This is a genomic window from Micromonospora sp. DT43, assembly GCF_049841645.1.
GTDB lineage: Bacteria > Actinomycetota > Actinomycetes > Mycobacteriales > Micromonosporaceae > Micromonospora.
Genome location: NZ_JBNCKR010000002.1, coordinates 561485 through 573127, shown reverse-complemented (window position 1 = coordinate 573127; position 11643 = coordinate 561485). Strand labels below are relative to the sequence as shown.

Annotated in this window: 11 protein-coding genes; 3 read left to right on the top strand and 8 right to left on the bottom strand. The window is 73.3% G+C overall.

Translation table 11 applies throughout. The features are described 5' to 3' along the window. Positions 1 to 139: 139 nt before the first annotated feature. Positions 140 to 406 (bottom strand): helix-turn-helix domain-containing protein, encoded by a 267-nt coding sequence (locus ACLQ26_RS06660; protein WP_007457542.1) that lies wholly within the window; start codon positions 404 to 406, stop codon positions 140 to 142. Positions 407 to 509: 103 nt separating this feature from the next. On the opposite strand from ACLQ26_RS06660, the gene map reads away from it, so the two are divergent. Then, positions 510 to 1328: a type I methionyl aminopeptidase gene (map, locus tag ACLQ26_RS06655; protein WP_425743583.1), complete on the top strand. Its 819-nt coding sequence runs from the start codon at positions 510 to 512 to the stop codon at positions 1326 to 1328. A 36-nt stretch (positions 1329 to 1364) separates the two neighbouring features. Here map and ACLQ26_RS06650 read toward each other — a convergent pair whose 3' ends face one another. The 4 genes from ACLQ26_RS06650 to ACLQ26_RS06635 all read right to left on the bottom strand — a co-directional run bounded on the left by ACLQ26_RS06650 (position 1365) and on the right by ACLQ26_RS06635 (position 5119). Next, positions 1365 to 2363, bottom strand: coding sequence for a sensor histidine kinase (locus ACLQ26_RS06650; RefSeq protein ID WP_425743582.1), 999 nt, complete (start codon positions 2361 to 2363; stop codon positions 1365 to 1367). Beyond that, positions 2360 to 3532, bottom strand: coding sequence for a DUF418 domain-containing protein (locus ACLQ26_RS06645; protein WP_425743581.1), 1173 nt, complete (start codon positions 3530 to 3532; stop codon positions 2360 to 2362). The genes ACLQ26_RS06650 and ACLQ26_RS06645 overlap by 4 nt, the downstream gene beginning before the upstream one ends. A 72-nt stretch (positions 3533 to 3604) precedes the next feature. Continuing rightward, positions 3605 to 4249, bottom strand: a complete 645-nt coding sequence (locus ACLQ26_RS06640) for a LuxR C-terminal-related transcriptional regulator (RefSeq protein WP_425743580.1) — start codon at positions 4247 to 4249, stop codon at positions 3605 to 3607. Positions 4250 to 4291: 42 nt separating this feature from the next. After that, positions 4292 to 5119, bottom strand: a complete 828-nt coding sequence (locus tag ACLQ26_RS06635) for a PIG-L family deacetylase (RefSeq protein WP_425743579.1) — start codon at positions 5117 to 5119, stop codon at positions 4292 to 4294. A gap of 202 nt (positions 5120 to 5321) precedes the next feature. Between ACLQ26_RS06635 and ACLQ26_RS06630 the strand changes: the two genes are divergently transcribed. Next, positions 5322 to 6215 (top strand): alpha/beta fold hydrolase, encoded by an 894-nt coding sequence (locus ACLQ26_RS06630; RefSeq protein WP_425743578.1) that lies wholly within the window; start codon positions 5322 to 5324, stop codon positions 6213 to 6215. A gap of 48 nt (positions 6216 to 6263) precedes the next feature. Here ACLQ26_RS06630 and prfH read toward each other — a convergent pair whose 3' ends face one another. Together prfH and ACLQ26_RS06620 are read right to left on the bottom strand one after the other, a co-directional pair. Then, positions 6264 to 6926, bottom strand: a complete 663-nt coding sequence (prfH, locus tag ACLQ26_RS06625) for a peptide chain release factor H (RefSeq protein WP_425743577.1) — start codon at positions 6924 to 6926, stop codon at positions 6264 to 6266. Next, entirely contained in the window at positions 6923 to 8110 is a 1188-nt protein-coding gene (locus ACLQ26_RS06620) for an RNA ligase RtcB family protein (RefSeq protein WP_425743576.1), read from the bottom strand. Before ACLQ26_RS06620 ends, prfH begins: the two co-directional genes overlap by 4 nt. 268 nt (positions 8111 to 8378) lie before the next feature. On the opposite strand from ACLQ26_RS06620, the gene ACLQ26_RS06615 reads away from it, so the two are divergent. Beyond that, a complete protein-coding gene (locus ACLQ26_RS06615) occupies positions 8379 to 10979 on the top strand; it encodes a LuxR C-terminal-related transcriptional regulator (protein WP_425743575.1) in 2601 nt (866 codons plus the stop codon). Between the two features lie 56 nt (positions 10980 to 11035). Here the strand turns inward: ACLQ26_RS06615 and ACLQ26_RS06610 are convergent, their stop codons facing one another. Further along, complete coding sequence (locus tag ACLQ26_RS06610; protein ID WP_425743574.1) at positions 11036 to 11641, bottom strand: hypothetical protein; 606 nt, start codon at positions 11639 to 11641, stop codon at positions 11036 to 11038. Positions 11642 to 11643 lie beyond the last annotated feature (2 nt).

Genomic DNA, 11643 nt, shown 5'->3' with positions numbered 1-11643 from the left:
GACGAGCGGACCTGGCCGGGGGAGTGCGCGCCCCGGCGTCACGGAAGGGCCCGACCAGGACGGAGCCGGTCGGGTCGTCCAGGCTGCGGGACCGGCCGAACCGCGGGCAGCAGCTACCCGGCGGTCGTCGATCGAGTGCTCAGGACGCCTCGCGGACGCGCGAGTCGGCGAGCCACACCTCGGCCAGGTCGCTGAGCGCGACGCCGAGGACCTCGCTGAGGCAGACCACGGTGCCGAACGCGGGTGCCGGAAGCCGGCCCACCTCGATCTTGCGCAGCGTCTCCGGCGACATGCCGGCCGCCAGTGCCACCTCGACGAGACTGCGGCCGCCCCGCGCGACCCGAAGCGCCGCTCCGAGGCGTTGCCCGGCGGCGATCTGCTCCGGTGTGAGGGGTGGGCGAACCATGTGAGCAGGATAGATGCGCCCGCACGGACCGGCAATGTCGACCCGCCGGCCCCTCCGCTCGACGTGGTATAACTATACCGGACAGGAGAGGGAAGGGTTGATCGTGATCGAGCTTAAGACCGCCGCGGAGGTCGATCGAATGGCCGTGACCGGCCAGTTCGTCGGCGAGCTGCTGGCCGAGTTGCGTGCGGTGGCGGCCGTCGGGGTCAACCTGCTGGACCTGGAGCGCCACGCCCGCCGCCGGATCAGGGAGCGGGGCGCCGAGTCCTGCTACTGGGACTACACGCCGTCGTTCGGTCGTGGCCCGTTCCGCAACGTCCTGTGCCTCTCGGTAAACGATGCCGTCCTGCACGGCCTGCCGCACGACTACGTCCTGTGCGACGGTGACCTGCTGAGCATCGACATGGCGGTCGGGATCGACGGCTGGGCGGCCGACTCCGCGCTGTCCGTCATCGTCGGCACCCCCACTCCGGCCGACCTGAAGCTGATCGAGGCCACCGAGGTCGCGCTGGCGGCCGGCGTCGACGCCGCGCGGCCGGGCAACCACCTCGGCGACATCTCCGCCGCCATCGGCGAGGTCGCCCACCGCTACGGCTACCAGATCAACGACGAGTTCGGCGGGCACGGCATCGGTCGGACCATGCACGAGGCCCCACACGTGCCCAACAACGGCCGACCCGGGCGGGGCATGACGCTCAAGCCCGGCCTGACGCTCGCGATCGAGCCGTGGTTCTGCCGCAGTACCGGCAAGATCAAATTCGATCAGGACGGGTGGACGATCCGGTCCGCGGACGGCTCGCGCTCGGCCCACTCGGAGCACACGGTCGCGGTTACCGAGGCTGGCCCCCGGGTGCTGACCGAGCGCCCCGACCAGGGCGTACGACCGGACAGCCGCAGCGGGCAGTCGGCCGCGACGTCCTGACGAGCGCCGCCGTCGCCGGTGTCGTTCGCCCACGGGTCATCCTGGCTCGATCGGGATCGTGACGGTGGCCCGGGTCGGGCCGCCGACCGGACTGTCGACAGTCAGGCGGGCGTCGATGGCGTCGAGTCGGCCGATGATGCCGCGCAGGCCCGTGCCGCGGCTCGCGTCGGCGCCACCGCAGCCGTTGTCGTCGACGCGGATCCGCAGCACGTCGCCGACCCCGTCGTCGAAGGTCACGCACGCCGCCGTGGCGCCGCTGTGTTTCGCCACGTTGGCCAGGGCCTCGGCCACCGCGAAGTACGCCGCCGTCTGCACCGCCGGTGGAAGCTGCGCGGGCGGGTCGCCGACGACGGTGACGGGCACGGCGAGGTCGAGCGCCAGGGCGCGGACGGCGTCACCGAGGCCGCGGTCGGCGAGGACCGCCGGGTGGATGCTCTGGGTGACGGTGCGCAGGTCGTCGAGGGCGGCGGTCGCCGTGGCGCGGGCCTCCGCCAGCAGCTGCGCGGCACCGTCGACGTCGCGGCGCAGCAGCTCCCCGGCCAGGCCCAGGGCCAGCGCCAGGGACACCAGGCGGGCCTGGGCCCCGTCGTGCAGATCCCGCTCGATCCGTTTCAGCTCGGCCGCCTGCTGGTCCACGGCGCTGCGCCGGGACCGGGTCAGCGTGGCGATCCGATCGGTGAGCTCCCGCTCCCGGGCCCCGGGCGGGCGGCTGACCACCCAGGCGTGCAGCCCGACGATCGTCGCCATGCCGAGCAGCGTCCAGAACGGCCAGAAATAGCCACCGCCGGTGAGCACCCAGACGCTGAGGTCGGCGCACCAGACCAGGGTGCAGGCGGCGGCGTCGAGGGCGAGCCAGAGACGCCGGCCCGGTGGCACCCGCAGTGCCCGCCGCAGCAGGAGCCGGCCGAGCAGGAGGACGCCGACGGCGAAGTAGACCCACCGGGGCCAGAACACGCCCCGGCCGGTGGCCAGCCACGCGACCGTGGCCGCGACGCAGAGCGCCCCGGCCACGGTCCTGCGGGTGATGGCGGTCATCGGCGGGCGGCGCGGTAGGTGACGCGGCGCAGCAGCGTCTCCGCCGGCCCCCGGCGACCGGTGACACTCAGAGCCCAGGCGGCGACCAGCGAGACCAGCCAGGTGACGACCGCCGCGCCGGCGGCGGCGTACGTGCCGCCCAGGTCCAGCGCGAACGGCGCGAACAGCACCAGCCACACCGCGGACTGCAACAGGTACCCGCTCAGCGACCGTTGCCCGAGCGCGATCACCGGGGCGAGCACGGCACGGCCGCGGCGGGCGCGATCGAGGCGCAGCGCCAGCAGGCCGAACAGCGCCACGTAGCCCGGCCCTCCGTACTCGCCGCTCACGGCGTGAACGAGTGCCATGGCGTCGACCGTAGCGGCGTCGACGTGCACGGCGCCAGCGGCGACGAGCGTGTAGGGAAGCGCGCCGACGACGGAGATGCCGAGGCAGCCGACGGCGACGCGGCGCAGCAGCGTGCGGTGTGCGGCAGGGTTCTCCAGGATGCGGCGGCGGGCCGCCCAGATGCCCAACCACACGATGACGATGAACGGGAGCACCGTGACCGTGTGGACCGGCCACTCGGCGAGACGGTCGAGGATCGACTGGCCGTACGACGAGGCGGCGAGCGACGGGTTCGGCGTGTTCGTGAGGACGGCGTCGCCGCCACGCGCGCCGACGAGCGCGGTCACCGCCAGGACCCCGGCGTACGCGGTCTGGAACCCCCAGAGCCAGAGCACGACACGGTGGAACCGGTCGCCGCGGCGCAGCAACAGCAGGGTGGCGGCGATACCGACGATGCCGTACGCGCCGAGGAAGTCCCCGAAGTACAGCAGCGCCGCGTGGAACAGGCCGAAGACGATGAGGGCGGCGTTACGCCGCACCAGGATCCGCCGTGCGCCGTCGCCCTGCCGCCGGGCGATCTGCACGAGGCCGTACCCGAACATGACGGCGAAGACCGGGTAGGCGCGGCTGTCGACGAACATCGCCAGGACGGCGTTGACGACGCGCTGCGCGCCGTGCGGCGTGCCGTCCAGGCCGGGTTGGCCGGCGAACGCGGCGTTCGCGGCGTTCGCGAGCGCGATGAACAGCAGCATGGCGCCGCGGGCGAGGTCGGGGGCGAGGGCGCGGTCGGCCCGGGGAACGGGGCCCGCGTGGAGGGTCCTCGTGCTGGTGGTTGCGGTCATGTCCTCAGGCTCGTCGCTGACGAGGCCCGTTTCGAGGAGCCTGGAACCCCTCCCGGGGTGGTACCAGTACCCCTATGCGTCGAGGTAGGCGAGAACGGCGAGGACGCGCCGGTTGTCGTCCTCGGACGACTGCAGCCCGAGCTTGGCGAAGATGCTGTTGGTGTGCTTCGCGACGGCCTTCTCCGTGATGAACAGGGCCGTGCCGATCGCCGCGTTGGACCGGCCCTGCGCCATCTGTCCGAGCACCTCCCGCTCGCGGGGCGTCAACCGGTCCAGGGGCAGCACCCGCGACCGGCTGTCGAGCAGCTTCGCCACCACTGTCGGGTCCAGCGCGGTGCCGCCGGCGGCGACCCGGCGAACCGCGGCTACGAACTCGCCGAGGTCGGACACCCGGTCCTTGAGCAGGTAGCCGATCCCGCCGTGGCCGTCGGCGAGCAGCTCCCGCGCGTACAGCCGCTCCACGTACTGCGAGAGCACCAGCACCGGCAGCCCCGGCACCTCGGCCCGCGCCGCGAGCGCGGCCCGCAGGCCCTCGTCGGTGTACGTCGGCGGCAGCCGCACGTCGACCACTGCCACGTCGGGACGCCGCGTGACGAGTTCGGTCAGCAGGTCCGGCCCGCTGCCCACGGCGGCGACCACCTCGAAGCCGTGGGCCTCCAACAGCCGGATCAGCCCGTCCCGCAACAACATCAGGTCTTCCGCCACCACCACCCGCACCCGGCAACGGTAGCGGGCCCCGTAGTCGGCCGCGGGTACGCGTCAGCGCAGGCCGGCGAAGAGGTCGTCCTCGGGCACCGGCGCGTCGGTGGTGTCCCGTACCCGGACGAAGGTCTCCGTGCCCATGAGCTCGGTGAACCGCTCCTGGCCCAGCTGGAGGAAGAAGATGTTCTCGGTCTGGCTGGCGTGCGCGGCCAGCGCCTCGAACTTCTGCGCGCCGTAGCTCCGCGTGTCGACCCAGGTGGTGATCTCGTCGTCGGGCAGGCCCAGCTCGGGCACGTCCGACGACGGGTCCGGGTCGGCCCACTCGACGCCGAGCTCCTTCATGATCCGGCCGAACTCCGTGAACGCCGTCCGCGGCACGGTGGTCCAGTAGACCTTCGCGGGCACGTCGGTCTGCGCGACGGCGGCCATGGTGATGCGGTGCGCCTGGATGTGGTCCGGGTGGCCGTAGAAGCCGTTCTCGTCGTAGGTGACGATGACGTCCGGTCGGTACTGGCGGATCAGGGCGGCGAGCCGGTCCGCGGCCTCGGTCACCGGCGTCGTCCAGAAGGAGCCGGGCTGGTCGTTCGTCGACCACCCCATCATCCCGGAGTCGGCGTAGCCGAGCGTCTCCAGGTGGGTGACCTTCAACGTCGCGCAGCTGGCCTCCAGCTCGGTCTGACGCATCGCCACGACGGCGGCCGGGTCGTGGCCGGGCTCGCCGGGCTTCACCCCGCCGGGGCCGTCGCCGCACCGCCCGTCGGTGCAGGTCACGAGGACCGTCGTGACACCTTCGGCGGCGTACCGGGCAAGGACTCCACCGGTGCTCGTCGCCTCGTCGTCGGGGTGGGCGTGCACCGCCATCAGGGTCAGGGATCGCTCAGCCATGCCATCAGCCTACGACCAGCGTCGCGCCCGCACGGCGAGTGTCCTGTTCGGGGACGCATCCTAGCCATTCGCGCACCAGCCCTGCCGTTCTCGCGCAACCCGCCGTGGGGCGGCCCGCGCGTCCCTACGATGTCGGAGCTGGGCCGATGTTCCCCAGCCGCATGTCGACAGAGGAAGTCAGCCGAAGAAGGGGACCGGTTCCATGGCAGCGTTCGATGACGTGCGACAGATCGACGCCGGGGTCCTGAACGTCGGATACGTGGACGCCGGCCCGGCCGACGGCGAGCCGGTGATCCTCCTGCACGGCTGGCCGTACGACATCCACAGCTTCGCCGACGTCGTACCGCTGCTCACCGACGCCGGCCACCGGGTCGTCGTGCCGTACCTGCGGGGTCACGGCACGACGCGGTTCCGGTCCGACGACACCCTGCGCAACGGCGAACCGGCGGCCCTGGGGCTCGACCTCGTCGCACTCATGGACGCTCTGGGCATCGACAGCGCGAAGCTGGCCGGGTTCGACTGGGGCGCGCGTACGGCCGATGTCGTGGCCGCCCTGTGGCCGGAGCGCTGCCGGGGTCTGGTGTCGGTGAGCGGCTATCTGATCGACGGCCAGGAGTCGGGCCGGACGCCGTTGCCGCCCAAGGCAGAGCTGTCCTGGTGGTACCAGTTCTATTTCGCCACCGAGCGCGGCCGGCAGGGCTATGACCGCAACCGTCGCGACTTCGCCCGGCTGATCTGGCAGACCGCGTCGCCGCGCTGGACGTTCGACGACGCGACGTTCGAGCGCAGCGCCGCCGCGTTCGACAACCCCGACCACGTCGACGTCGTGATCCACAACTATCGCTGGCGGCTGGCCCTCGCCGAGGGCGAACCGCAGTACGACGAGGTGGAGAAGCGCCTGGCCGGCAAGCCGCAGATCACGGTGCCCAGCATCAGCCTGGAGGGGGACGCCAACGGCGCGCCCCACCTGGATCCCAGTGTCTACGGCAAGCAGTTCGCCGGCCGGTACGAGCACCGGACCGTCGGCGGCGGCATCGGGCACAACCTGCCCCAGGAGGCGCCCCGGGCGTTCGCCGACGCGGTCCTGGAGGTCTGAGCCCGCACCGGGCGCGGCGCCACCGCAGCGGCGCCGGAACGCCCGACCTCAGCGTCCGGAGGTCGGCCGTCCGCCCCGCCGCCGGCTCGGCGCGGGCGCCGGCTCCGGACGTTCGATGCGGGTCGGGTCGCCCCGCACGAGGTCGTCGTGGATGCGCCGGCGGGCGGTGGTGACCGCGCGGCGGGCCACCTCGTCGCCGCGCTCGACACGCTGCCGCAGCAGGTGCAGGGCGATGCGCCGGTTGAGAGTGAACTGCCGTTCGTCGTCCACGACCACGACGAGGCCCGAGGGGCGGTGGGTGGCGCGTACCGCCGTGCTGGCCTTGTTGCGGTGCTGGCCACCGGGACCGCCGGTGCGGCACCCGACGATGTCGACGTCGGCCTCGGCGAACGTCGTCGTCGGCGCGTCGCTCGGCGGCGGTTGAGCGGTCACGTACCAGTTCTTCCGGCCGGTGCTGGTCCGGTAGGGGCTGGGGGCCTGCCAGCACAGCGTGCCCGTCCAGGAGGTCGCGAACGCCTCGACGTCGAAGCCGGACATCCGGATCAGCGCCGACCGGTAGGTGCCGGGCCGGTCACCGGGCACCAGGTCGACCCGCTGGACCGTCACGCCGCGTCGGGTGGCGTCGTCCTCCAGGCGACCCAGGAGCTGCCCGAGCGCCCAGGCGCACTCCCGTGGCCCACGGCCGGCGGACAGCAGCAGCTGCGCGCTCACGACCGACCCCGCCCGTGGCGCTTGTCGCGCCGATCCGACCGTGACGCGGTTCCCACCTCCGGCGTCTTGTAGGTGACCAGGGGAATCGTGGTGGCCACCGGCGTGGCGAGCCGGTGCTCGACGAGATCGGCGATCACCTGCTCGATCCGCTTGTACGCAGTGGGCGCCTCCTCGAAGAGCAACTGGCGGTCGCCGCAGACCACAAGGGAACCCACAGGCGTACGCCGCAGCTCCTCGACCGTGTGCTTGGCGCGGCCCCGGCGCAGCGCGTCGGCGCGGGACATCTTCCGGCCCGCGCCGTGCGCCACCGAGTGGTTGGCGTCCGCCCCGGCGTGGGCGGCAACGAGATACGACGCGGTACCCCGTGTGCCGGCGACGAGCACGTCGCGGCCGTCGCCGGGCGCTGCCCCCTTGCGGTGCAGGTAGACGCCGTCGCGTACCTCGACCAGGTTGTGGCACTGGTCGACGACCGGCTCGGTCGGCTCGGCCCCCAGGGCGTACGCGACCCGGGCGGCCAGCAGCCGTCGGTTCAGCGAGCCCCAGCGCACCGCCTCGTCGTGCCGGGCCAGGTAGTCGGCCGGATCCGCGGCGGGGCCCGCCCCGTGCGCCTCGGTGTGCGTCCGCAGGATCCGCTCGCCCAGGCCCCGCGAGCCGCTGTGCACGACGAGGACGAGGTCACCGCTGCCCAGCCCGAGCCGGTCCGCGTGGTCAGGTGCGAAGACGGTGTCCACGCGCGCCAGCTCGACGAAGTGGTTGCCGCGGCCGACCGTGCCGAGACCGTCCAGGTGACCGGCGGGAATGTCGCCCGCGACGACGGTCCAGGCCGGGTCGTCGGCGTCCTGCTCCGGGTCGAGCGCGCGGTCGAGGTCGGGGAACCGGGCAGCCAGCCGCTCGGGCACGACGCGCCGGAGCCGAATGGGGAACACGGCGATACCGCAACCGATGTCGGAGCCCACCAGGAACGGGTACAGGACCGTCGACGCCATGGCCGCGCCGATCGGGGCGCCCTTGCCCGGGTGGAGGTCCGGCATGCCGGCGACGTGAATCATGCCGTCGAGGGCGGCGACCTGCCGACACTGGTCCACAGCGGCGGACTCGATCCAACTCGCGGGGGACGCGAACACGGCGACGGTGGCCGGGGCAGACGGGGACAGGAACTCCCGAGGGGAGTGGTGCTCAGACAACGACGCTCACTTCTCGCTCAAGCGAAAGGGACGGACGGCGGTACGGCGCCGGTCGCCGCGAAGCGGCCTCGGCGCGGTGCTCGGGTGGTGTCCGTCAGTACGTCATGGGCACCACTCTGGCGACGTCCCTCGTGCGCGGCAAGCGATTATCGACGAGGCCCAGGCGAGCCCGCCCGGTGTGGGAGCACCTGGCCAGGAAGATTGCCGCTGGGTGACAGGTGTCGGATGGATGATGGCCACGGGCGAGGGGGCGGGTCATCATCCGGGAATGCTGACGGGGCGTGACGGCCTGATCACGGAGGCCCGCGCCGGGCTGGTGCGGGCCGATGGCGCCGTCCTCATCGGTCCGGCGGGGGTCGGGCGCACCGCCCTCGCCCGGGCGGTCGTCGCCGACCTGGCGCCCCGGCTCTTCGCCGGTGTGTGGATCACCGCCACCGAGGCGAGCAAGGAGGTGCCCTTCGGCGCGCTCGGCCAACTCCTCGCCGGCGGTCACCCCGCTCTGCACCCGGCCCTCGTGCACAGCACCGTGCGGGCCAGCCTGGTCGAGCGGTGCGGGGCCACTCGTACCCCGGTCCTGGTCATCGACGACGCCCACCTGCTCGACGGGCCGTCCGCAGGCGTGCTGCTCGGTCTCGTCCAGGCTCGCGCGGTTCGTGCCCTGGTCACCGTCCGGTCCGGGGTTCCGACCCCGGACGCGGTCGTCGCGTTGTGGAAGGACGTGGGGTTGTCTCGGCTGGTGGTGCCCGCCCTGGCCGAGGCCGAGGTCGGCGCGCTTGCCGAGGAGCTGTTGACCGGCCCGGTCAGTCGGTCCACCACCCAGCTCCTGTGGCAGTGGACGGGCGGGCTGCCGCATCTCGCGGTGGCGTTGATCGACCACGGGCGGGAGGTCGGTTCGCTGGTGCGCGACACCGACCAGTGGCGTTGGCGTGCCGGCCTGGCGGTGCCGGCGCAGGTCACCGATCTGCTCGACCGGGAACTGGACCGCATCGGCCGCCCCGGCGAGGAGGCGCTGGCCGCGCTGGCGCTGGGCGGGCCGCTGCCGCTGTCCGTCGTGGAGGCCGCCGCGTCGCCGGAACTGCTCGCCGACCTCGAACAGCTCGGCGTGGTCCGCAGCGAGGAGCGCGGTCCGCAGGTCCTGGTGCGGCTGCGTGATCCGATGCTCGGCGCCGCGGTGCGTCGGCGGATGTCGCCCGCGCGACGTCGGCGCGTGTCCGCCGCGCTGCTGGCCAGCACGCGGCAGACGGCTCTGCACGGCCCACACGAGATGGCCAGCGCGCTCTGGGCGGCGCACGCCGGGCAACCGATCGGCCCGCCGGAGCTGGTCAGGTCGGCCAAACTCTGCCTGTACGCCGACCCGGCCGCCTCGGAACAACTGGCCCGGCGTGCCTGGCAGGAGGGCGGCGGGGCCTCGGCGGCGGTCGCGCTCGGTGCCGCTCTTGTCGAGCAGGGTCGCGCCGTCGAGGCGTACGAGACGCTGCGGACCGCCGAGCGGGACGCCGAGACGGTCGGGGACCGGACCGCCCGGGTGACTGTGGGAATGGCCCTGGCCGGGCACCGCACCTGGGTCGGTCGCGAGCCACGGCAGGCGTACGACGATCTGCGTCGACTGCGCGCGGACGCCGAGGCGGCCGGTGACCTGGCCGGCCGGGCGGAGTTGGCCGCGGTCGGCGTGGTCGTCCAGTTGTTCAGCGGCGAGGCGGGGCGGGCGCTGCACCGCGCACGTGAGCTGTTGGGGGCGTCGCTTCCGCGCGGCGCGCGCCTGCGGGTCACCCTGGCGTCGGTCGCCGCGCTGGTGCTGACCGGCCGCACCGACGAGGCGGTACGGGTGGGCCGTGCGGCGGTCACCGCGGTCGAGCGGTCCGGCTCGTCGGCACTGCCGCAGGTCCGGGGCATGGCCGGGGCGGCGCTGGCGCTGGCCGAGCTGTGGCGGCAACCCATCCCGACCGGCCCGGTCACGGACCCGGCCGCCGGCCGCTGGCCGCTGCCCCCGGACCCGCTCGTCTCCGGTCTGTCGCACACCGCCTGGCCCCTCTTCGACGGATACGCCCAGCGGGTCAGTGGCGATCGGGCGGGTGCCATCAGCCGGCTCCGGGACGCCGTCGCGCAGCAGACCGGCGGCACCGGGATGTTCCGTTCCGAGGCCACCGGCTGGCTCGCCGTCACCCTGGCCGAGGACGGCCGTCCGGACGAGGCGGAGGTGGTGCTGCGGGAGCATCCCGTCGACGCGGTCGCGCTCGTGCCGGGACTGCGGCCGTGGGCGCTGGCCGCGATCGCCGCGGCGTCCGGCCGTCGGGTACGGGCGGGACAGCTCATGGACGAGGCGATAGTCGTCGCCCACGCGTCCGGCTGCTGGCTGGTGGAGCTGGGCTATCTCATCTACGCCGCACACCTGGACCCGGTCGCCGGTCCCGCCCGCTACGCGGATCGTATCGCCGAGGCCATCGGGTACGTGGACGCCGAACGGCTGGTCGCCGCCGGGCGGGCGGTGATCGCGCTGGCGGGGCGCAACCCGACAGTGATGCTGGAACACGCCCACCGCCTCGTGGACCTGAACCTGACCGGCGAGGCGTTGAAGGTCGCCGACGAACTCGGCCGGCAGGCTGCCACCACCGACAGCGTCCGGCTCGCCGTCGACCTGCGTGCCCGCCTGGGCGCGACGGTGCGCGGGAACCCGGCGACGGTGGCGGGGCTGACCGCCCGCGAGACGCAGATCGCCGGGTTCGCCGCCCGCGGCCTGTCCGACCGGGAGATCGCCGACCAGTTGGTGCTGTCGGTGCGTACCGTCCAGACGCATCTGGGTCGGGCGTACCGCAAGCTGGCGGTGACCTCGCGACGGGACCTGTCCGACGCGTTGCGGCCGGCGGGTTGATCACGCGGCGGCCGTGGCGCGACGTGCGCCACGGCCGCCGGCCGTCGGTGGGGACGCTAGGAGTTCTTCGTGTAGCAGGTGACCCGGCCGTTGGAGTCCTCGTGGCACTCCGCCCCCTTGGCGCCGAGGACGTTCACCGTGCCCACCAGGGCGGTGATGCCCAGCACGGTCAGGATCCCCGTGCCCACCTTCTTGGCCAGCTCGGCGAAATTGGCGGTGACGTCGAGTCGGAAGCTGACCGGCGCGTACCGGATCTGCTCCCACAGCTCGGCGATGCGCGGGTCGTGGCCAGTGATGCTGAAGTCGTCGCTGCTGTGGTCGTCGGTGACCCGGCCACTCGCGACGGCCACGAACACGTTCTTGTTCTGGTCCACCACGTTCGGTCCGGCCGCGAAACTCCAGCTGTGGCTGAGGAGACCGTTCTCGTGCACGTGCCCCTGGAACCAGTAGTGGCCGTCGCTGGCCATCCGCAGCCAGGCCGTGCCCTTGACGCTGGACGGCAGCAGGCTTCCGGAGAACGTGTGGCTCCACTCCTGCTCCAGCCGGTCCATCGCCGTCCGGGTCGACCCGGACGGATGCCCGACCTGCGCCCCCACCTGGCGCAGGGTCAGCGGCGCCCGGATGTCGAGGTACCGCGTCGCGGCCGTACGGACGCTCGTCATGG

Bases quoted from the DNA above. Each gene is read 5' to 3' on its own strand.
- ACLQ26_RS06630 (WP_425743578.1), top strand. From the start codon at position 5,322: ATGGCAGCGTTCGATGACGTGCGACAGATCGACGCCGGGGTCCTGAAC.
- ACLQ26_RS06635 (WP_425743579.1), bottom strand. From the start codon at position 5,119: ATGGCTGAGCGATCCCTGACCCTGATGGCGGTGCACGCCCACCCCGAC.
- ACLQ26_RS06660 (WP_007457542.1), bottom strand. From the start codon at position 406: ATGGTTCGCCCACCCCTCACACCGGAGCAGATCGCCGCCGGGCAACGC.
- ACLQ26_RS06650 (WP_425743582.1), bottom strand. From the start codon at position 2,363: ATGACCGCCATCACCCGCAGGACCGTGGCCGGGGCGCTCTGCGTCGCG.
- ACLQ26_RS06610 (WP_425743574.1), bottom strand. From the start codon at position 11,641: ATGACGAGCGTCCGTACGGCCGCGACGCGGTACCTCGACATCCGGGCG.
- ACLQ26_RS06615 (WP_425743575.1), top strand. From the start codon at position 8,379: ATGCTGACGGGGCGTGACGGCCTGATCACGGAGGCCCGCGCCGGGCTG.
- ACLQ26_RS06645 (WP_425743581.1), bottom strand. From the start codon at position 3,532: ATGACCGCAACCACCAGCACGAGGACCCTCCACGCGGGCCCCGTTCCC.